This window comes from Thalassolituus sp. UBA675 (assembly GCF_002297765.1).
Classification (GTDB): Bacteria; Pseudomonadota; Gammaproteobacteria; order Pseudomonadales; family Oceanobacteraceae; genus Thalassolituus.
Genome location: NZ_DBNJ01000022.1, coordinates 1 through 19,916 on the forward strand (window position 1 = coordinate 1; position 19,916 = coordinate 19,916).

General features: G+C 51.1%; 20 protein-coding genes, 1 tRNA gene and 1 pseudogene. 12 read left to right on the forward strand and 10 right to left on the reverse strand.

Annotated elements, in window-relative coordinates; genetic code table 11:
• Positions 1-103: 103 nt before the first annotated feature.
• Positions 104-1,510, reverse strand: coding sequence for a glutamate--ammonia ligase (gene glnA, locus B3007_RS08870; RefSeq protein WP_297531472.1), 1,407 nt, complete (start codon positions 1,508-1,510; stop codon positions 104-106).
• Positions 1,511-1,968: 458 nt separating this feature from the next.
• On the opposite strand from glnA, the gene typA reads away from it, so the two are divergent.
• Positions 1,969-3,783 (forward strand): translational GTPase TypA, encoded by a 1,815-nt coding sequence (gene typA, locus B3007_RS08875; protein WP_301387676.1) that lies wholly within the window; start codon positions 1,969-1,971, stop codon positions 3,781-3,783.
• Between the two features lie 241 nt (positions 3,784-4,024).
• Here typA and B3007_RS08880 read toward each other — a convergent pair whose 3' ends face one another.
• The 4 genes from B3007_RS08880 to B3007_RS08895 all read right to left on the reverse strand — a co-directional run bounded on the left by B3007_RS08880 (position 4,025) and on the right by B3007_RS08895 (position 8,679).
• A complete protein-coding gene (locus tag B3007_RS08880; protein ID WP_297531466.1) occupies positions 4,025-5,287 on the reverse strand; it encodes a malic enzyme-like NAD(P)-binding protein in 1,263 nt (420 codons plus the stop codon).
• A 158-nt stretch (positions 5,288-5,445) separates the two neighbouring features.
• Positions 5,446-6,786, reverse strand: coding sequence for a HAMP domain-containing histidine kinase (locus B3007_RS08885; RefSeq protein WP_076514267.1), 1,341 nt, complete (start codon positions 6,784-6,786; stop codon positions 5,446-5,448).
• Positions 6,787-6,838: 52 nt separating this feature from the next.
• The gene (locus B3007_RS08890; protein ID WP_273091850.1) at positions 6,839-7,531 is read right to left on the reverse strand and encodes a response regulator; all 693 of its coding nucleotides are present in this window, start codon (positions 7,529-7,531) and stop codon (positions 6,839-6,841) included.
• 128 nt (positions 7,532-7,659) lie between these two features.
• Entirely contained in the window at positions 7,660-8,679 is a 1,020-nt protein-coding gene (locus B3007_RS08895) for an AI-2E family transporter (protein WP_301376790.1), read from the reverse strand.
• Between the two features lie 107 nt (positions 8,680-8,786).
• Between B3007_RS08895 and B3007_RS08900 the strand changes: the two genes are divergently transcribed.
• The 4 genes and pseudogenes from B3007_RS08900 to B3007_RS08915 all read left to right on the forward strand — a co-directional run.
• Positions 8,787-8,871: transfer RNA gene (locus B3007_RS08900), tRNA-Leu, on the forward strand.
• A 236-nt stretch (positions 8,872-9,107) separates the two neighbouring features.
• Positions 9,108-10,487 (forward strand): hypothetical protein, encoded by a 1,380-nt coding sequence (locus B3007_RS08905; protein ID WP_301377237.1) that lies wholly within the window; start codon positions 9,108-9,110, stop codon positions 10,485-10,487.
• 181 nt (positions 10,488-10,668) lie between these two features.
• Positions 10,669-11,775, forward strand: a complete 1,107-nt coding sequence (locus tag B3007_RS08910) for a hypothetical protein (RefSeq protein ID WP_301377236.1) — start codon at positions 10,669-10,671, stop codon at positions 11,773-11,775.
• A 61-nt stretch (positions 11,776-11,836) separates the two neighbouring features.
• Positions 11,837-12,076, forward strand: a pseudogene (locus B3007_RS08915) (RebB family R body protein); the annotation flags it as partial.
• Positions 12,077-12,704: 628 nt separating this feature from the next.
• Here the strand turns inward: B3007_RS08915 and B3007_RS08920 are convergent.
• Positions 12,705-13,127 carry a hypothetical protein gene (locus tag B3007_RS08920; RefSeq protein ID WP_076514270.1) on the reverse strand — a complete coding sequence of 141 codons (423 nt, stop codon included), beginning with the start codon at positions 13,125-13,127 and terminating at the stop codon, positions 12,705-12,707.
• A gap of 153 nt (positions 13,128-13,280) precedes the next feature.
• On the opposite strand from B3007_RS08920, the gene B3007_RS08925 reads away from it, so the two are divergent.
• Genes B3007_RS08925 through B3007_RS08950 form a run of 6 tightly spaced genes read left to right on the forward strand, consistent with a single transcriptional unit; the run spans position 13,281 to position 15,871 of the window.
• A complete protein-coding gene (locus B3007_RS08925) occupies positions 13,281-13,523 on the forward strand; it encodes a CopG family ribbon-helix-helix protein (RefSeq protein WP_273087009.1) in 243 nt (80 codons plus the stop codon).
• A gap of 8 nt (positions 13,524-13,531) precedes the next feature.
• Positions 13,532-13,822: a type II toxin-antitoxin system RelE/ParE family toxin gene (locus tag B3007_RS08930; RefSeq protein WP_076514272.1), complete on the forward strand. Its 291-nt coding sequence runs from the start codon at positions 13,532-13,534 to the stop codon at positions 13,820-13,822.
• A gap of 7 nt (positions 13,823-13,829) precedes the next feature.
• Positions 13,830-14,171 (forward strand): CidA/LrgA family protein, encoded by a 342-nt coding sequence (locus B3007_RS08935; RefSeq protein WP_301377234.1) that lies wholly within the window; start codon positions 13,830-13,832, stop codon positions 14,169-14,171.
• Positions 14,161-14,847, forward strand: a complete 687-nt coding sequence (locus B3007_RS08940; protein WP_301377232.1) for an LrgB family protein — start codon at positions 14,161-14,163, stop codon at positions 14,845-14,847. Before B3007_RS08935 ends, B3007_RS08940 begins: the two co-directional genes overlap by 11 nt.
• Before the next feature lie 26 nt (positions 14,848-14,873).
• Positions 14,874-15,152, forward strand: coding sequence for a hypothetical protein (locus B3007_RS08945; protein WP_297531449.1), 279 nt, complete (start codon positions 14,874-14,876; stop codon positions 15,150-15,152).
• 2 nt (positions 15,153-15,154) lie between these two features.
• Positions 15,155-15,871 (forward strand): pseudouridine synthase, encoded by a 717-nt coding sequence (locus B3007_RS08950; RefSeq protein ID WP_273087020.1) that lies wholly within the window; start codon positions 15,155-15,157, stop codon positions 15,869-15,871.
• A 46-nt stretch (positions 15,872-15,917) separates the two neighbouring features.
• Here B3007_RS08950 and B3007_RS08955 read toward each other — a convergent pair whose 3' ends face one another.
• The 4 genes from B3007_RS08955 to nudE all read right to left on the reverse strand — a co-directional run bounded on the left by B3007_RS08955 (position 15,918) and on the right by nudE (position 19,130).
• The gene (locus tag B3007_RS08955; RefSeq protein WP_273087022.1) at positions 15,918-16,475 is read right to left on the reverse strand and encodes a hypothetical protein; all 558 of its coding nucleotides are present in this window, start codon (positions 16,473-16,475) and stop codon (positions 15,918-15,920) included.
• Positions 16,476-16,614: 139 nt separating this feature from the next.
• Positions 16,615-17,964: an MATE family efflux transporter gene (locus B3007_RS08960; protein ID WP_301377230.1), complete on the reverse strand. Its 1,350-nt coding sequence runs from the start codon at positions 17,962-17,964 to the stop codon at positions 16,615-16,617.
• A gap of 76 nt (positions 17,965-18,040) precedes the next feature.
• Positions 18,041-18,544, reverse strand: coding sequence for a hypothetical protein (locus B3007_RS08965; protein WP_301377228.1), 504 nt, complete (start codon positions 18,542-18,544; stop codon positions 18,041-18,043).
• Between the two features lie 22 nt (positions 18,545-18,566).
• Entirely contained in the window at positions 18,567-19,130 is a 564-nt protein-coding gene (gene nudE, locus B3007_RS08970) for an ADP compounds hydrolase NudE (RefSeq protein ID WP_301377227.1), read from the reverse strand.
• Between the two features lie 50 nt (positions 19,131-19,180).
• Here nudE and yrfG point away from each other — a divergent pair, with 50 nt between their 5' ends.
• Positions 19,181-19,837 carry a GMP/IMP nucleotidase gene (yrfG, locus tag B3007_RS08975; RefSeq protein WP_068434814.1) on the forward strand — a complete coding sequence of 219 codons (657 nt, stop codon included), beginning with the start codon at positions 19,181-19,183 and terminating at the stop codon, positions 19,835-19,837.
• The last annotated feature ends 79 nt before the right edge of the window (positions 19,838-19,916 follow it).

Sequence of the window (19,916 nt, forward strand, 5' to 3'; positions counted from 1 at the left end):
CGGGTCCATCTCATTTCCTACAAACACCCGCGAAATCGTATTTTCTACAGGCACAAAAAAGGGCCGCCGAAGCGACCCTCTTTCAACTCAGATAATCCGAAGATTACACAGAGTAGTACATGTCGAACTCTACTGGGTGAGTAGTGTGTTCTACACGGTGAACTTCTTCCATCTTCAGCTCGATGTAAGCTTCGATCATGTCTTCGGTGAACACGCCACCAGCAGTCAGGAAGTCTTTATCAGCTTCGAGGCTTTCCAGAGCTTCACGCAGTGAGCCACAAACCTGTGGAATCTGAGCAGCTTCTTCAGCTGGCAGGTCGTACAGGTCTTTGTCAGCTGCATCGCCAGGGTGGATCTTGTTCTTAACACCGTCCAGGCCAGCCATCAGCATAGCTGCGAACGCCAGGTATGGGTTAGCCGTTGGATCTGGGAAGCGAGCTTCAATACGCTTACCTTTAGGGCTTGCAACGTATGGGATACGGATAGAAGCAGAGCGGTTACGGGCAGAGTATGCCAGCATTACTGGAGCTTCAAAGCCTGGGATCAGACGCTTGTAAGAGTTAGTAGACGGGTTGGTAAACGCGTTCAGTGCTTTAGCGTGCTTGATGATACCGCCGATGTAGAACAGGGCAGTTTCAGACAGGCCAGCATAGCCGTCACCAGCGAACATGTTTTCGCCGTCTTTCCAGAAAGACTGGTGTACGTGCATACCAGAACCGTTATCGCCAACAACTGGCTTAGGCATGAAGGTAGCAGTTTTGCCGTAAGCAGCTGCAACGTTGTGTACAACGTACTTCAGCATCTGAACTTCGTCAGCTTTCTTAACCAGAGTGTTGAACTTAACGCCGATTTCGTTCTGACCAGCGTTTGCCACTTCGTGGTGGTGTACTTCTACGTCCTGACCGATTGCGATCAGTGTGTTACACATAGCAGCACGGATGTCGTGCAGGCTATCAACTGGTGGTACTGGGAAGTAACCGCCTTTAACACGTGGACGGTGGCCCAGGTTGCCGCCTTCTACTTTAGAAGCAGTTGCCCATGCGCCTTCGTCAGAGTTGATTTTGTAGAAGTTGCCCTGCATGTCAGAGCCCCAGGTTACGTCATCAAAGATGAAGAATTCTGGCTCTGGACCGAAGAATGCAGTGTCACCAAGACCAGTAGACTGCAGGTAAGCTTCAGCGCGCTTAGCAACAGAACGTGGGTCACGCTCGTAACCTTGCATAGTTGAAGGCTCGATGATGTCACAACGCAGGATCAGAGTAGCGTCTTCAGTGAACGGATCCATGTACGCAGTTTCGTCATCTGGCATCAGGATCATGTCAGATTCGTTGATGCCCTTCCAACCAGAAATAGAAGAACCATCGAACATCTGGCCAGTTTCGAAGAATTCTTCGTCAACATAAGAAGCCGGAATAGTAACGTGCTGTTCTTTACCCTTGGTGTCAGTGAAGCGCAGGTCTACCCACGTCACTTCATTCTCTTTGATCAGGTTCAGAGTGTTCTCTGACATTGTCTTTCTCCAGATGCTGGTTCTATTAAGTTCGGGGCTCGCCCCGGATTCCATGCTCACTGTTAGAGCAAGTAGTGTGCCATTTTGGACATCACTGCAAACCCACTACTTACGGGCTAGACCGGAATGTCGCACACTCTGAATGCACCTCTATGAATCACACATCTGGCAATGTGCACTATTTTGATGCAATTATTTCCTTCCATCGGTGTGCGATTTCAGGCCCGCACAGTATATGTTCACAGCCCCCCTGCCGTATATGCTCTTTGGTGCAAATCCACGCCTTTTTTATCCTGCCTTCTGGCGTACCGAAACCTCTTGTGTATTCCTGCGACACGGCATGAAAGAAATATCCCAGCTGTAATGTGTTTCAGGTATACTCCGCGCTCAAATTTTAACCTGCTCCTGACTCTGCTGACGCAGTGCCATCAGGGCTCACAATTCTGAAGGCTACTGTTGTGATTGAGAATCTCAGAAACATCGCCATCATCGCCCACGTTGACCACGGTAAAACTACTCTGGTCGACAAGCTCTTAGAGCAGTCCGGTACTCTGGACCGCAATCAGGGCGGTGAGCGCGTGATGGACTCCAACGATCAGGAGAAAGAACGCGGTATTACCATTCTGGCGAAGAACACCGCCATTAAATGGAACGACTACCGTATTAACATCGTCGACACCCCTGGACACGCCGACTTCGGTGGCGAAGTAGAACGTGTTATGTCGATGGTTGACTCAGTGTGTCTGCTGGTAGACGCGGTTGATGGCCCTATGCCTCAGACCCGTTTCGTAACTCAGAAAGCATTCGAGCGCGGCCTGCGTCCTATCGTTGTTATCAACAAAATTGACCGTCCGGGTGCACGTCCTGACTGGGTAATGGACGAAATCTTCGACCTGTTCGACCGCCTCGGCGCGACCGAAGAACAGCTCGATTTCCCTGTGATTTACGCTTCCGCCCTGAACGGTATTGCTGGCGATGATCCTGACAACATGGCTGACGACATGACGCCACTGTTCCAGATGATCGTTGACCACGTTGAAGCTCCAAAAGTTGAGCTCGATGGCCCGTTCCAGATGCAGGTTTCTGCACTCGACTACGACAGCTTCGTGGGCGTTATCGGTGTTGGCCGCATCACTCGCGGTAAGCTGAAGCCGGGTACTGACATCCAGCTGATCACTGCGGAAGGCAACACCCGCAAAGGTCGCATCCAGCAGGTAAAAGGCTTCCACGGCCTGAACCGTGTCGACGTTAATGAAGCTGCGGCCGGTGACATCGTTTGTATCTCGGGTATCGACGGCCTGAACATTTCTGACACCCTGTGTGCTGTCGGCAATGTTGAAGCTCTTCCGCCACTGACGGTTGATGAGCCTACCGTAAGCATGACCTTCCAGGTGAACGACTCGCCATTTGCTGGTAAAGAAGGTAAGTACGTTACCTCGCGTAATATTAAAGACCGTCTTGAACAGGAACTGATCCACAACGTGGCTCTGCGTGTTGAAGAAGGTGACAGCCCGGAGAAATTCAAAGTCTCTGGCCGTGGTGAACTGCACCTGTCGGTACTGATTGAAACCATGCGTCGCGAAGGCTTCGAAATGGCCATCGGTAAGCCGGAAGTGGTTCAGAAAGAAGTCGACGGTGAGCTGCAGGAGCCATACGAGCAGGTTGTTATCGACATCGAAGACGAGCACCAGGGTTCCATTATGGAAGAAATGGGCAACCGTCGCGCTGAAATGACCAACATGGTTCCTGATGGCAAAGGCCGTACGCGTCTTGAGTTCATCATGCCAGCACGTGGTCTGATCGGTTTCCGTAACCAGTTCCTGACCATGACGTCCGGTTCAGGCATCCTGACCAACGTGTTTGACCATTACGGTCCGGTTCAGACCGGTCTGGGCTCTACCCGCCACAACGGCGTACTGGTTTCTATGGTTGCTGGTAAGGTTCTGGGTTATGCCCTCTTCACTCTGCAGGAACGTGGTCGTCTGTTCGTATCACCAGCGACTGAAGTGTACGAAGGCATGATCGTGGGTCTGCACAGCCGTGATAATGACCTCGTGGTTAACCCAACCAAAGCAAAGCAGCTGACCAACGTCCGTGCATCCGGTACCGATGAAGCGATCAACCTGACACCACCAGTGAAACACACCCTGGAGCAGGCACTGGAATTCATCGAAGACGACGAACTGGTAGAGGTGACTCCTACCAGCATCCGTCTGCGTAAGAAACTGCTGACCGAAAACGAACGTAAGCGCGCCAAGCCTAAGAAGAGCTGATAGCAACGACGTTTGAATAAAAAAGCCCGGCCGAGAAATCTGCCGGGCTTTTTATTTGCTATCTGGTAGCGATTTATTTGGGATAAGAAATACGCGCGACCAGAATGACGTCTATCTCGCGCAAGCTTCGCGTTGCGCTCCTACAGTATTCCAGCCCCTGCCCGGCTGTGCTGAACAGGCGGGAGTCAGACACAAAAAAGGCCGCGAATAGCGGCCTTTTTATTACTCACTGAAATTCAGATCAGATGTCTGAAATAGACTTCAGTGGGTAGTTTGCTGGCAGTGGGCCATCAGCCGCACCAGTATCAATCGCAGCCTGTGCAACTGCAGTCGACACAACACCCAGCAGACGGCTATCAACCGCTTTAGGGATGATGTACTCAGGGCCGAATTCCAGAGAATCCAGACCGTATGCATCCAGAACTTCCTGAGTCACTGGCTCTTTCGCCAGACCCGCCAGCGCTTTAGCAGCAGCCAGCTTCATTTCTTCGTTGATGCGACGAGCACGTACGTCCAGAGCACCACGGAAGATGAATGGGAAGCCAAGTACGTTGTTTACCTGGTTCGGGAAGTCAGAACGACCCGTCGCCATGATGGCGTCGTCACGTGCTGCTGCTACTTCTTCAGGCATAATTTCTGGGACAGGGTTCGCACAAGCGAAGATGATTGGGTTAGCCGCCATCGTCTTGATCTGCTCACCAGTCACCATGTTAGGACCAGACAGACCGAGGAAGATGTCAGAACCGTTCAGAGCGTCGTCAACAGTGCGCTTGTCAGTGTCGATAGCGAAGCCAGCTTTGTACTGGTTCAGGTCGTCACGGCCAGAGTGAATCACGCCTTTACGGTCACACATAAAGATGTTTTCTGGCTTCATGCCTGCCAGGATCAGCAGCTTGGAGCAAGAGATTGCTGCCGCGCCTGCACCCAGTACAGTCATTTTAACGTCAGCGATGTCTTTACCAACGATTTCCAGAGCGTTCAGTACACCAGCAACCGTTACGATCGCAGTACCGTGCTGGTCGTCATGGAATACAGGGATTTCACACTGCTCGATCAGAGTACGTTCGATTTCAAAGCACTCAGGGGCTTTGATGTCTTCGAGGTTGATACCACCGAAAGTATTAGCAATACGACGAACTGTATCGATGAAGGCCTGTGGGCTTTCAGATTCAACTTCAATGTCGATTGAATCTACACCGGCAAAACGCTTGAACAGCAGGCTCTTACCTTCCATAACTGGCTTAGACGCCAACGGGCCGAGGTTACCCAGACCAAGAATGGCAGAACCGTCAGTGATTACTGCAACCAGGTTGCCTTTGGCGGTATAGCGGTAAGCGTTTTCAGGATCAGCAGCGATTTCTTTCACAGGCTCAGCCACACCCGGGCTGTATGCCAATGACAGGTCGCGTGAGGTTTGTGCTGGCGTGGTCAGCTCAACGCTGATCTTACCCGGCTTTGGAAACTCGTGGTAATCCAATGCCGCTTGTTTGAAATCTTCTGACATAGTCGGTGTCCAGTTTCGTCGCTGTTTGTGTAATTTCGCCTCTTACACCGCTTCTTCCGGAGGTGCTGGGGCAAAAGGGCCGTATTTAATACCAAAAACAGCTGGGAAACTCCAGAAGAAAAGGGGGAATCTGGATGATTTATGAACATTTCATGATGTCAGGCGGATTTTTTATCAGATACCGGCATAGAAAGCGTTACCCGCAGGCCCGGCGACTGGTTTTCGGCGACTACTGTGCCATTGTGTAGCTCGGTGATGCGACTCACCAGAGCAAGGCCGATACCATAGCCACCAGAGGCGTGATCACGGGCAGAGTCCACCTGCGCAAACGCATCGAAAATACGTGACAACTCTTCTTCCGGAACACCGGGGCCAGAATCACGCACGGACAAAGCCACGACTCCGCTGCGCTCGTGACAGCGGATGACTAACTCACCTCCTTCAGGCGAGAAACGGATGGCGTTGCGCAGAATATTATCGAAGGCCCGCTCAACCAGCAGCCAGTCCCAGTCAGCCTTGATGGGTTTTGAATCGATGTCACAGCGGATGCTCAGCTTATGGTCGTTACTCTCGATTTCAGCATCATCCAGCCACTCCTGTAAGCGCTCCTGCACAATGTCTTCTTCGCGCAGCAACTCTGCCTGATCCTGTTGTTGCAGACGTGCCAGATCAAGCATTTGACCGATCAGGTTATCTACCTGACCGACAGCGCGTTCAATACGATCATGCTCTGCGATCAATTTACTGCCTTCGTCTTTTTTGCGGGCAATCGCTAAAGCAATCTGAAGGCGGGTTAGTGGCGAGCGGAGTTCATGTGATACATCGCGAAGCAATTGCTGATGACTATGCAGCAGGCGCTGCAAAGCATCCGCCATATCGATGACTTCCTGTGTCAGTGCACCGATTTCGTCGTGGCGTCGATAAGTCTTACTGAGGGCAGACATATCAAAATCGCCTTTCGCCAGACGTTTCACAGCGCCTTGCAGGCGTCGGACCGGACGTGTCATGGACCAGGCCAGTAGCGAACACATAAGTGTAACTACCAGAACCACAGTCACGGGGATCAACCAGCGGTTCTCGTCTTCGAGCACGCCCTGCCAGCCACTCCGTGCAACAGCGACATAAAGGTAATTACCGCGACTCACAGGGCCGATCATCTGCCAGCCGTCGTCCTGCCCCCAGAGGATCTGAGAACGCTCTGCCGCTTCGTCGGCGAACTCTTCAATGTCGTGTGGAAGCTGACTGATGTTATCGAGGGGGGTGATGACCAGGTTCCAGCCCGGCCGCAAACGGCGCCAAAAGCGACGCTCTTCAGCAAGAATCGGACGCTGAGTTTCTACAATGGTGCGCAACAAGCGGATTTCCTGCGTGTTGGCTTCGCGGTAGTAGTCATCTTCCAGCCAGACGATGACACCAATCGCCACCGTCATGGAGAAAAACACCATCAACCAGAACCAGAGGAAGATGCGCAGAAACAGAGAGCGGTACCAGCGCACCATCAGCGGCTCACCACTACCCAGAGAGTAATAAAGCTAGTCAGCAAAACAGACCTTACACCCGCACCAGCATGTAGCCACGGCTGCGGACGGTCTTGATCCAATCTGAATCGTCGTCACGCTTACCGAGTTTTTTACGCAGGTTACTGACGTGCATATCAATCGAGCGGTCGTAGGCCATCAGTTGGCGACCCAGTGCCGCCATCGACAGACTATCTTTATCCACAAGATCCCCGACGTTTTCCATCAGGCACTGCAGCACACCGAATTCTGCGCCCGTCAGGGGCAGTTCTTCGCCACTGCGCGTGGCAGTGCGGGTCGCTGGATTCAGCTCAAGCTCACCAACCTTAAGCTCATTTGAGGTCGATTCAGGCTCTTCCGCTGACATTTCGATACGACGGAACAGCGCTTTGATACGCGCCATCAGCTCGTGGTGGTGGTAAGGCTTGGGAATATAGTCATCGGCACCGTGTTCGAGCCCCAGAACACGATCAACGCTTTCGCCACGGGCAGTCAGCATAATGACCGGAATAGAAGACTTCTGGCGCAGCTCACGCAGAACTTCAAAACCATTTTTCTTGGGCAACATTACGTCGAGCAGCACCAGGCTGTAATCACCCGACAGCGCCTGCTGTAAGCCAGTTTCACCATCGTGCACTGCAGTCAGTTCGAACCCTTCCATCGAAAGGTATTCCTTGAGCAGTTCACCGAGCTCAACATCATCATCAATCAACAGTACAGATTTCATAGCTTACCCTTAATCTTTACATTCAGAGTAACCCCGCGCTGTAACTGCGCCCACACGGTTTTACCCTTATTTACGCTTACCGATTTACGCTGACTGATCGGCCTTGGCTATATACTCTGATCGCCCGGTCACTGATCCAGCAAAGTGGCGACCCAGCGAGTGCGATCGTTAACCTCGAACGCGATCTTCACAACCATGGTGAGCGGAATAGACAACAGCATACCTACCGGGCCAAGCACCCATCCCCAGAACACCAGAGATAAGAACACTACCAGAGTCGAGAGACCTAACGTCCGCCCCATCATCTTGGGTTCAACGATGTTGCCAAAGAAAGTATTGGCAATAACGTATACAAGCGCCGTCAGCGCGGCTTCACCAACACTCAGTTGAATCAGCGCCACCAGCACAGCTGGCACCGCCGCAATAATAGAGCCGATATTCGGGATGTAGTTCAGGAGAAATGCGACCAACGCCCACATAGCAGCGTAATCAACACCAATAACCCAGAGCGCGATACCAATACTGGCCCCCGTCATTAAGCTCACAAGAGTCTTAATCACCAGGTACTTCTGAACCAGCTGAGAGAAACGGGCAAAGTGCTGAACCGCCTGAGTTTTGTCACCCAAGGCTTTTCTCAGTTTTGCCGGGAAGCCCGCCGCCTCCAGCAGAATAAAGATCACCGTAAAAAGGATCAGGAAGGTATTCGCTAAAACGCCGCCCAGGCCATTGAAAACGTTGGCGACCATTTTCATTACGGCGCCCGGATTAACGTACTCTCGTAGCACATTATCAGAGACGTCCACACCGTTGGCCTGCAACCAGGCAACCGACTGATCGACTAGCGCCTGCAACTTACTCTCGTACAGTGGCATATCCTGGTAGAACGCATTAATCGTTCGACCAACAAAGGTGGCCAGAATCGTCCCGAACAGCAGAAATCCCACAAGAATCAGAATCACAGCGACGATTTCGGGTACGCGGTGATGCGTCAGCCAGCGCATCACGGGAGCACTCAGAATCGCAATGAAGATCGACAACAAAAACGGGATCAGAATACTCGCAGCGCTTTTAACACCCGCGATCACAATCACAAAAGCAGCAGCTACGAGCAGAATATTGGTGTTCAGGCGGGTATCGCTTGGGTTCATAGAGAACTTCCTGTTGTCAGATGCCAGTACGATACCGCAGACACCAGAACGCGCCAAGATAGGCTTGCAATAACCGCAATAATCAGTAGAATCGCCACCTCTTCTTTGCGGAAGTGGTGAAATTGGTAGACACGCCAGATTTAGGTTCTGGTGCCGTAAGGTGTGAGAGTTCGAGTCTCTCCTTCCGCACCACTTACTCTCTCTGAGTAGGTGATTTTCAATAGTAACTCCACGCAGTACCCGTCTCGCTTTCCTTAGCTGGCCTATTCACGCCAATCGACAGACATCAGCAGCACAAGCCATTCGTTACGGTAGCAAGCCTCTTTAAACCGCAGTATTGTTAAAGAAAAAATCTCTCACCGATTCCAAAGCGCATGCAGTGCCTGGCAAGACGATCAGGGGTGCACGTCACCAAAAGGAGTTTGATCATGCAAACCGACAGCAAATACCTCAAGCTGAACAAATCTGAATTTCTCTATCTGGTCGTCGAGGACCTTGCACCCTCCGTCTCACAGATGATTACGCTGAGGCTTGCGACGGTGCACTCTGAGGAGGAAATCCGATCCGCCTTCAGGCACATAATGGATCTCTATCCGAAACTCAGAACAATTGTAGAACCGACGCTTTTCTCGCAGCGCCTGAAAGTTATCTCTGATGAAATTCATATCAACGCTTTATTCGATGACGCCTTCAAGATAAAGAGAGATCTTCCTTTTGATTCACAGGCTTTCAAGGATTACCAGAATGAGTTTCTCAACGAGTCATTCACTCTTCAGCAGGCACTGCCGATTAAAATCCGCTTCCTGCCCGAAGAAAACATCCTGCTGATATCAGTTCACCACATGACCTGTGACGGTGTTGGCTGGATTAATATGGTCTCGTCATTGATGGCGCACCTGAATGGCAAAGAAACCATAGCGCAAGCCCTTGAAGACCCATCAATGGTGCCGGGCGTATTCCAGAAACCCTACATCACCGCACCCATCCAGGTATTTAAGTCCTGGAAATTACTCTCAGCCGAAAATAAAAAAACGGCTCACGACAAAATCATCAGCCCGGCAGAAACAAAAACAGACTTTATCGGCTCTGTTTCTATGAAGCACCGGTACCTCCAGAATGAACTGGCCGACCTGAAGCCGAAAGCCAAATCAATGGGCTACAGCCTTAATATTTACTTCCTCACTGCGCTTGCACGAAGTTTCTTTGAGCGATACGGCGAAGAGCACGGCGATACTGTATCCATCCGCCTCTCATACGATCTGCGCACTTATTTCGAAAAAGATGCGCCTGTATTTGGTAATTACGTTACTACTTCCATACTCAGGGCGTACCGTAAAGATATGGAATCCCCGCAGCGCATGATGGAAAACCTGCAAAGCCAACTCACTACCGCAATCGACAGACTGAAGCACAAAAAGCTTTCTTACCCCTGGCTTCTTGATAAAGCATTCACTCTCGTCGGTAAGAAGCTTTACTCTCTGGGGATATTGGCAGGCAAAAGAAAAGGAACGATCCCAGTACCGACCATCCATTTTTCTACGGTTGGTAGTCTCGACTTTCTGAACAAAGCCGGCGAAGCAGCGAGGGTAAAAGATGTTATCGCTACAGTGCCGACCTTCGGGATGTTTATGACGCTCTGCAACATTGATGGCGTTTTCAATGTGAACCTGTCATACCCCTCGGCTGAATTTTCCGATGACAAAATGGAAAGCTTTATTGGCGAATTCGACCAGGAGCTGGGAAGTCTTGCGTCCATGGAGTCTGGGACAGTAACTGAAACTACTGAGCGGGAAGCAACAACCGCCTGAACGGTGAAGTAACGCTTACAATTCGCAAGCACTCACTAACCTCCTGCATTGCAATCACCGCTGTGCAGGAGAATATTCCCAAACAGTCATATCATTCCTGCCAAGTGTCCCAAGATGCCATCTGAAATTTGTCTCTATCTGTCTCATAATGTCGTCATAGAACAAAGATAAGCAGGGGATCATGATGATACGCAAAGGCACGCCAGCCGGCCGCATTGGCCTTGGAATAGCAACCACAGTTCTTGGGGCAGCACTGCCTCTCAGTAGTCACGCTCTCGATAAACAGTTTGTCGCCTACAAACAAACCCAGGTCACACCGTTTGGCGACGAGGACTCAGTCGTCTTCCCTGGCGACAGTGTTACCTTCGACTCAACCACCTTTACCGAGCTGACCTACTCCAGCCCAACCAGTAAAAAGTTCTCCGTAGAGGTATCTGCACTACTTGATGCCGACAAGGAGATCGATCAGTTGAAAGCGATATTCAACTGGGGCGGGATCATGCTGGTGACTAGCCAGGGCTCGATCAAAGGGCGCTTTTCAGAAACTGACGAAGCAAGATTTCCCGGTAATCAGGACCCTGATGAATTGTTTCAGACACTCCTCCCGGAAGATCCCGAATTCGACGGTAAGTCTCAGTTTCTTGCCGTGGGTGTCCAGCGCTACGGCGACCGCTACGTCGGTATTGGTTACGAGAAAAGCGTATTTCCTGTCCTCCTCGATGTAGACACAAATCAGAATCCCGAATTTGGCTTTAACTCCCGTACCGGCGAATTTGAAAGATACAACGAAGAAGGTAACTATCCGTATCAGGCGATTGATGCTGAGGGCACCATTGAAACGATTGGCCTATGGCTTCGGGTTGATTCACTCAAAAACAGTTTCGATCAAGTAGCAAGCACGGGAAAGCGGGACATAGGCCTGTTCCTGGATCTTGATATCCTTATGGGGTTCTCAACCTACACACCCGGTGATCAAGTAGAAATAGACTACGAAATCGCGACGGAGCAAGTTGCCGCAGACACAGGCAATCCTGGTGAGGGCACGGCACTGAACGTATCCGGAGCCTCTTCACTGTTTTCAATAAGTAGTACTTATGGTGTTGGCTTTCAAGCCGTCGCTCCCGTTGCCGACTACATCATTGGTGCCAGCCTTGGTGTCGAAGGCACTCTCAACACCTACACCTTCGAGTCCGACTACGATATCGGCCCGGGTGTTGAAGCAGAGTACGGATCTGAGAGTTTTTTCGCCACCTACGGGATATTCTTCCGTGTAGCTGGCGCATTCTGACTTTACTCTGAAACAGAGATCGCTTTACTGTGGGGTTAACCGTCTTTAAAGGATTAACCCCATGGCCTTCCCTACCGCAGTTAATGATCAGATCACTGATTCCATCACCCAAAGCAATGTAAAAGTTCTGGCCGACGCCCCTGCAATGGCCATGGGGAATTTGTATCAGGCGACCGCTCAGGCGCTTTCAAACGCAGCGCATAATGCCACTAGCGCCCAGCAGCAGGCAGGAATCATCGCACAAGCCGCACTGACCCAGGGCATATCGACGCTGTATAGCATCGACACGGCAAGTACCGCGGCTCAATTCAAAAAGACCAACCCTACAGAAGAGAAAGCAACATCGCCGGTTAATGCCAGCAACGCGTCTAAAGAAGTACCACTGGCGCAGAGGAGCACGGATAAGAATACCCTCAGCGACAGCGCTCAGAGCGCTGAGATAGAAAACGTAGCTGAGCAACAGATCGAGGCTCTGAAAACACAGTCAGAAGAAGCGCAGCAAAACATCAAAGAAAACCTGAATAAAACCATCGAAGAAGCCGTGAAATTCGCACTCGAATGTAATTTGGGCTCAGCCGACCGTTTTAACCATGCCGTGCGTGAAGTCATGGGTGCCTTCATAAGCTCACTGCAGGCAATCGCAGAGAGTGAACACAAAAGCGCGATGAATACGGTAAAAATGGCAGCAACAATTCAGACCCTGCAAGCGATGCTGGTGTTTCCTGATAAGCATGAGCAGTACGCGAAAATACTGGAGACTGTGCAGGGGCTGTAGCTCCTGCATCACTCATATAGATGGAAGTAGCACCACGCTATATCATTCGCACTTCTTGGGTAAATACCCGCGACTGATAGGAATCTCAAATCAGCGAACTCTGCAACAACCATCAACCGTGACTATTGCTATGGTCGCCCACTTCATAATCAGGTCAAGCAGGCTTCTTTATGTACCAACGCTTGTACAAAACCAGGCTTAAAACGACAACCGGCAGAATAAATGGCAGAAAAATAGTTGAGTTCTCCAGATCAATATCTTCCTTAAAGACTACTTTAAATTGCAGGGTGGAGACTGTTGCCGTGGATAAAAGTGCAGCCAGAAAATGTTTTTTGAACTCAGAAAGCTTTAGCCTCTGAAGAAGAAAATAGAAAACACACCAGAAGAAGGGGCCGCTGAATCCAAATAAGACGAGACCAAAAACCCAAATCATACCGGCGACACCAAGAGCGGGTAATAAATCCGCCAATTCACCGTCGTCGTACCAAACAATTAGTGAAAATAAGCCGCTCAACAACAAAGCAAAAGAAGTTAACGCGGTCAGCACCGACACGAATACTCTTATAAACAATTCCATTTCAACAATCCTTTGACGCCTGGGAAGTTCTCACGCTGGTGCCCATGTTTTTCCTATTACCCACAAGAGTCAACCTGCATGGCGAACTATCCACTTCCGATCAAACCGTGCTACATTGTGTACACTTGAACACAGCATAGTGAGGCGTGCCCTATGTCCACAACCATGACTATACGGCTAGAACCTGAGCTCAAAGAACGGCTGGATAAGCTAGCAACTGCTACACATCGCTCTAAATCGTTTCTGGCGAGCGAGGCATTGCGTGAGTTCGTTGAGCTGAATGAATGGCAGATTCAGGAAACTCTCGATGCCCTCACGGAGGCGGATGCTGGTGACTTTGCTTCAGAAACCGAGGTGACAGACGCGCTTAGCAAATGGCAGACGCCAAAGAAGTGACCCCATAGATGGAAATCAAGTGGCTACGCAAAGCGCTCAGCAATCTGACGCAGGAAGCAGATTACATCGCTGAGACAGATCCAGGCGCAGCGATGAGAGTCGTAGAAAGCACAACCTCTGCCATTGGCCTTCTGGCAGATAACCCTGCACTAGGACACCCCGGCCGGATTCCCGGAACACGCGAGCTGATAGTTCCTGCCACACGATACATCGTGCCCTACCGCGTTAACGCGAGGCTCAAACGCGTCGAGATACTTCGCGTTTTTCATTCATCCCGTAAGCTGCCTGAGTCATGGTGATTGTCAGATGACTGGTCTTTTAATTCTTCTTTTCTTTCTTGTCACAGGCAACCTGCTCCAGTCCCAACTGGATTCGCCTGTCCCCGGCTCTATCATCGGTATGCTGCTGTTGCTAGTGTTCCTGATGATTCGTGGGCGTGCGCCTGAGTCGCTGTCGCAGATCAGTAAGACGCTGTCGCCGCTGTTGCCTCTGTTTATTATCCCGGTGAGTGTGGGCCTCGTGACTCAGAAGGAGCTGCTGGCAGAGAACGGCGTTGCCTTGCTGGTGATTATGGCGGTTAGTATTGTGCCCGGCGCGATTGTCTGTGCGGCCATTATGAGGTTCCGGAGGAAGTCTGATGCTGAATGAGCTTCTGCATATGCCGCTGTTCTGGGCGATGCTGACCATTGCGGCATTTACTGTGGGTCAGCACATCTATCGCCTGTTAGGTAATACGGCGTTTCTGCCGCCGATTCTGACGGGCATCATTTTGGTCTCTGTGGCGCTTGAGGTCACCGGCATCAGTTTTGATACCTACATGGAGGGCGGGCAGTACCTGCACTTGATGCTTGGACCAGTGGTGGTGATGCTGGCTGTGCCTCTTTATCAGTTTATTCATGTGATGAAGAAGGAGTGGCTGCGCATCTCGCTGGCGATCAGTCTGGGCAGCGGTACCACGGTGGCCGTTGCGGTGGCGATGGCGCATTTCTGGATCGGCAATGACACGATCACAGTTACGATGTCGACCAAGTCGGTGACCACGCCGGTAGCGGTCACGGTCAGTGAGCAACTGGGCGGTATTGGTGCGCTGGCATCTGCGTTTGTCATCATTACCGGCGTGTTCGGTGCGTTGATGATTCCGCCTTTGCTTAAATCCGTTAAACTCGATGACCCCAAAGCCATGGGACTTACGCTGGGTGTCTGTGCTCATGCCATTGGTACCAGCCGTGCGATTGAGCTGGGAAATCAGCAAGCGGCTTATTCCGCGATGGCGATGACTCTGACCGCAACCTTGCACGCGGTTCTGTTACCGCTAGTGATGTAAAAAGCCACAATAAAAAAGTATTTACTATGAAAAACGCTCTAAGAAAACTCTTTGCTCCGATCCTGAATATTTTTGAAAACAGCGAAGATGAATACGTTTATAAAGAATCTCACCGAACCATTCTGATTGCCGTAGGAAGTTTGTTTCTCGTGCTGTCGGGTGCCGGCGGTTGGGTTGCTGTTCAGGCAGGTCAGGCGGGCGGCGCATTCCCGGCGATTATTTTCGGGCTGATCGGTCTGGTTTGTTTAATTGTTGGCTTTCTAGGCAATGATAAGGCGGTCGCCAACATCTGGAAAAATCGCTGAACATGGCGACCGCGAAGCGTTATCGCCTGGATCGGTTTTTAAGTGTTACCACAGGCACACCGAAGCGCTCGGTTCGCTCGCTCTTAGCGCAGAACCGCGTCACGGTAGACGGACGGGTAGCGACCGACATCAATCAACCGGTTGATCACTTCTCGCGTATTACTCTGGATGGCAAAGAGCTACAGAATCGCACTCGCCGTTATGTCCTGCTGCATAAACCGGTTGGTGTCGTCAGTGCCACAATAGACGATATTCATCCAACCGTCATTGATGTGCTCCGTGATGCAGGGTTCCCTGAAGCTGAACTTTGCGATATGCATATTGCCGGGCGACTGGATCTGAACTCCTCCGGCTTACTGCTTCTGACTAACGACAGCGACTGGTCTGAGGCGCTCATGGCACCCGATAGAAAAGTCGCAAAGGTGTACGAAGTGACACTGGAGAACCCAATAAGCGACGAGTGTGTGAAGGCCTTTAAAGAAGGCATCTATTTTTCGTTCGAAGGTATTACTACTAAGCCAGCAACCCTTGAGCGACTGACTCCCTATACTGGAACAGTGACGTTAACTGAAGGCAAGTACCACCAGATAAAACGTATGTTCGGGCACTTTAGAAATCCGGTATTGAGGTTACATCGTGTAGCGATTGGAGACATCCGGCTGGACGCCTCCCTGAAGTGCGGGGAATATCGAGCTATATCTAATATCAGTCAAAGATAGTTAGCCCTGGATTCAGCATTGTTAAAGCCGGCGCGCCTACCAATGTCTAAATAAATTGGACTGCTGCAATACCCGCAGCCAGTTTTTCTGGCGAATCTGCTCGCAAGCCGATACAAGGTTTATCGTAGTTTTTGCTCTTCTCTACTACGCCAATCTCACCCCATGCAGAGATGGTTTCTTCCGAAACTCCGTGATCCTCGCGACAGGAAATCCAGCAGTCATTAGCTGTACTTTTAAGTCCAGCAAAAAAGTGTTTCCCATATAAATAAATTCTGATCTGAGTCTTGAGTATCGTCATGTCCGATATACCAGGAACCTTCGACAAGCTCATCGCAATAGCCTCTAACCTGGCTAAGTTTCCTCCATCACGCCCCCCACGGCTGATCTTATAATCGCCTTTGTCGATGATAACTTCTCGATCAGTCTTTCTGTTTTTATCAACTGGCATATGCTCAAGCGCATACTCAATGGCGGCGAGAAGTTTGTTTTTTCCTTCCTCTCCCCAAGTTCTGGCGCGAATAGCATTTAATTTCAGTTTCAACAGTTCCTCTCGCGTATATTCATACGACTCAATTTTTCCGAGGATATCGTCTATCTTAGACATCTTAACTCCTTGTATATTGGCAATATCACCTGACTATACGTTTACATTCTGAAAACGGAACTATCGAGCAATATATTTCGACTGAATTCATTTAAAAGCTTAAATTTTTACCAACCATCGTCCCGGAAACAGTATGAAATTATGCCCGCAACCAACGATCATCCAGTAACGCACGACCAAGGATGATAGCCACTAAGCCACCGACCAGGTTAGCAATAAGCTCTGCGGCATAAATCGAACGCGACTCAAGCACCAGACTCAAGCCAACCGCCACAGGTACCATAATCAAAGCAACACGAACAACCGATTGCCCCAGCGCCCAGTAAGCACGATCAATTGCGTTAAACGCACCATTCACAACGATCAGGGCACCAAAGCCGGCATACCCCCAGACAGAGATCATTAGATACGTTGAAATAGCATCAATTACTGCTGGGCTATCAGTAAATACTGTCGCCAGAGACTCACGCCAGGTTACCAGCAAAGCGCCCGCCGTCAGGCTGTACACCACACAAAAGCCAATGGCCATCCACAACGCCCGACGAGCCCGGTCGCCATAGCCTGCCCCCCAGTTCTGACCAACGATTCCGCCAATCGAACTCGAGAGCGCCAACAAAGGTACGACGGCAAGCGCCTGCAAGCGACCACCGGCGCCAAACCCCGCGACTGCGGCATCGCCGTACTTCGCCAGTAATGCCGTCATGATAGACAGGCCGACGGGGTTTACGGAATTAGATACTGCCGCCGGGGCACCCACCCTCAACAGAGCACGAATATCCTCACCCGGATGCGCCTCTTTCAGGCGAGAGAAGTTCAGGCCGACAGGGCTTCGCGCAATCAGCACCAGTGCCAGAATGGATGCCAGCGTCCAACCCGCCACCGTGGCGTAAGCCGCGCCTTTAATACCGAAACCTTCGAAGCTACCAATACCGGCAATCAGGATAGGGTCGAGTATCAGGTTGACCAGTGCCATCATCATCAGAATGAGGGACGCCTTACCCGCCATGCCCTGAGCACGCAGAGCACCATTACCGCCCATATTAATCAACAACATTGGGAAGCCGAACGCAAAGGGGGTCATATAGGAATCGATTAATGGCAACAGGTCTGGAGAAGCATTCATCACTTCAAACAATGGGCGTTTGAAGAGCAACAGGAGCACCGTGATAACAATGCCAAAAATACCCGCTGCCACAATTCCCAGAGCCACCAGACTCTGCGCCTTGTGCTTCTGCCCTGAACCTAACGCCCGCGAAACAACAGAAGCAATGGCAGCGATCACTCCGACACCAAGCGAGGACAGAGCAAACACCACCGGGAAGATAAAGCTAACGGCCGTCAGAGGGTCCTTGCCTAAATTACCAATAAAATAAGCATCCAGAAGCCCGACCGACATCAGTGCCAGAATGCCTATCACCATAGGCAACGTCTGGTGATACAGGTGGCGCCCCACAGAGCCGCTGGTAAGTAATGCGCCTTCGACGCTCATAAAACCCCAGAATTAATAAAAGATGACCGGCTGCACAGTACCACAGTCTTAACAGGCGGCGCGCGGGATAGTCTGTTCAGGCCAGTTGCAGGATGCCAGATTTGCCATGCATGTCGCCAAGTATCCAGATCTGCTCAAACGGGTGAGATGCGGGCACCTGAATTTTATTGATGAATTGAATGATCTTGCGCGCATTCCATTGCGGGTGTGCGTTGCGGATAAGTAGCCAGGCACGCTGGCTCTGATAGGTTTTCTCCGCTTTCTGGCGCAGTATCCGGTTCAGTGCACTGACCAGGCGTTGATCGGTATTGTGCTCCAGCTCCTGTTCCGCCAAAGCCGACTGTGTCTCAGCACTCAGCGACCGACCCAGAATTTTCATGGCCTCGGCCTCGCTGCCGTATAAATGAGCAACTTCAATGTCGAGCTTATCTCCTTCAAGCAGACAGGACACATCGGGCTTGGTCGGAAGGTTGTGCCACAAATGCCGTATTTTATGGCCGGTTTCTTTCTCGTACGACCGCATAAACAGCTTGGCCGCTTCATGCTCAAGACGGAGCTTCTCGTCTTCGCTGCTCGACATCAGAAGTTACACCCAAATTCCGCTAGAGCGGCGTGCCCTCAAAGCGGCCATTCAGATATTCAACAGCAACCGCTAAGGCACCGATTGCACGACCTTCGTTAAAGTCATCGCGGCCGTAAAGCTCGGTCAGATCCTTGAGCTTCCACTCAACCAGCTCCAGTGGCTCTGGCTCATCGCCTTCCAGCTTTGACGGATACAAGTCACGGGCAAGCACCACATCGATGCCCCCTCGCATGTAGCTTGGCGACAGGCTCATTTTCTTCAGATAAACGAACTCGCGCGCAGCAAAACCGATTTCTTCCTGCAGTTCGCGGTTGCAGGCATCACGCATCGATTCGCCCAGGTCCACCGCACCTTTTGGCAGGGTAAGGGTGTAATCTTCAACACCGCCCCCATATTCACGTATCAGGGCAACCGTTTCATCATCCAGCAGAGCGACCATCATGACGGCGCCGCTGCCACCGGGCACCAGCCGTTCGTAAGTTCGTTCAACGCCGTTACTGAACCTGAGGTCAATGGATTCCACCCGGAACAGGCGGCTTTCTGCGACCATGTGGCGATTCAGGATTTCGGGTTTTTTATGCATGACAGCCCTGTTTAAATAGTCGGTGAACACTTTTCGTAAGGTATTAGCGCATGACGATGCCAGACTGGCAAGAGATAGACACGGTTCTGTTAGATATGGACGGCACCCTGCTCGATCTGCATTTCGACAATTACTTCTGGCTGGAGCACGTGCCGAGTAAATACGCCGAGCATCACGGCCTCTCAGAAGAAGAAGCTCTCGCAGAGCTGAACAAAAGTTTTGTCGGCCTGCGTGGCACGCTCAACTGGTATTGTCTGGATCACTGGAGTGACCTTACGGGCCTGCCCATCGCTGAGCTTAAGCGCGATGTGCAGGACAAAATTGGTTTTCGCCCGCATGTGGAAGACTTCCTCGATACCATGAAGAAGCTTGGCAAGCGCACGGTGATCGTCACTAATGCACACCGCGACAGTGTGGACCTGAAAATGGAGCGTACCGGGCTCGATAAACTCGTCGATCACGTCATCAGCTCGCATGACTATAAAGAACCGAAAGAAAGTCAGGCGTTCTGGGACCATCTGCAACGCGAAGAACCCTTTGATAAAGAGCGTTCCCTACTGATTGACGACAGCCAGGCTGTGTTAGAATCGGCAGAGAAATGGGGTATCCGCTGGCTGCTGACGATCTTTCATCCAGACAGCCAGAAAGCGCCGAATACCGACAGTCGCTTTCCGGGTATCCACCACTTCGATGAATTCAAATTTTAGTGAGTCAGGTTGTCTGCGAAAGCGGGCATCTGCGCCAGGGATGGCGCAGCTTGAGCTTACATAGACGTACTTGCAGCGA

Coding starts and splice junctions, on each gene's coding strand:
- glnA (WP_297531472.1), bottom strand. CDS start 1,510: ATGTCAGAGAACACTCTGAACCTGATCAAAGAGAATGAAGTGACGTGG.
- B3007_RS08880 (WP_297531466.1), bottom strand. CDS start 5,287: ATGTCAGAAGATTTCAAACAAGCGGCATTGGATTACCACGAGTTTCCA.
- B3007_RS08885 (WP_076514267.1), bottom strand. CDS start 6,786: ATGGTGCGCTGGTACCGCTCTCTGTTTCTGCGCATCTTCCTCTGGTTC.
- B3007_RS08890 (WP_273091850.1), bottom strand. CDS start 7,531: ATGAAATCTGTACTGTTGATTGATGATGATGTTGAGCTCGGTGAACTG.
- B3007_RS08895 (WP_301376790.1), bottom strand. CDS start 8,679: ATGAACCCAAGCGATACCCGCCTGAACACCAATATTCTGCTCGTAGCT.
- B3007_RS08905 (WP_301377237.1), top strand. CDS start 9,108: ATGCAAACCGACAGCAAATACCTCAAGCTGAACAAATCTGAATTTCTC.
- B3007_RS08910 (WP_301377236.1), top strand. CDS start 10,669: ATGATGATACGCAAAGGCACGCCAGCCGGCCGCATTGGCCTTGGAATA.
- B3007_RS08920 (WP_076514270.1), bottom strand. CDS start 13,127: ATGGAATTGTTTATAAGAGTATTCGTGTCGGTGCTGACCGCGTTAACT.
- B3007_RS08925 (WP_273087009.1), top strand. CDS start 13,281: ATGTCCACAACCATGACTATACGGCTAGAACCTGAGCTCAAAGAACGG.
- B3007_RS08930 (WP_076514272.1), top strand. CDS start 13,532: ATGGAAATCAAGTGGCTACGCAAAGCGCTCAGCAATCTGACGCAGGAA.
- B3007_RS08935 (WP_301377234.1), top strand. CDS start 13,830: ATGACTGGTCTTTTAATTCTTCTTTTCTTTCTTGTCACAGGCAACCTG.
- B3007_RS08940 (WP_301377232.1), top strand. CDS start 14,161: ATGCTGAATGAGCTTCTGCATATGCCGCTGTTCTGGGCGATGCTGACC.
- B3007_RS08945 (WP_297531449.1), top strand. CDS start 14,874: ATGAAAAACGCTCTAAGAAAACTCTTTGCTCCGATCCTGAATATTTTT.
- B3007_RS08950 (WP_273087020.1), top strand. CDS start 15,155: ATGGCGACCGCGAAGCGTTATCGCCTGGATCGGTTTTTAAGTGTTACC.
- B3007_RS08955 (WP_273087022.1), bottom strand. CDS start 16,475: ATGTCTAAGATAGACGATATCCTCGGAAAAATTGAGTCGTATGAATAT.
- B3007_RS08960 (WP_301377230.1), bottom strand. CDS start 17,964: ATGAGCGTCGAAGGCGCATTACTTACCAGCGGCTCTGTGGGGCGCCAC.
- B3007_RS08965 (WP_301377228.1), bottom strand. CDS start 18,544: ATGTCGAGCAGCGAAGACGAGAAGCTCCGTCTTGAGCATGAAGCGGCC.
- nudE (WP_301377227.1), bottom strand. CDS start 19,130: ATGCATAAAAAACCCGAAATCCTGAATCGCCACATGGTCGCAGAAAGC.
- yrfG (WP_068434814.1), top strand. CDS start 19,181: ATGACGATGCCAGACTGGCAAGAGATAGACACGGTTCTGTTAGATATG.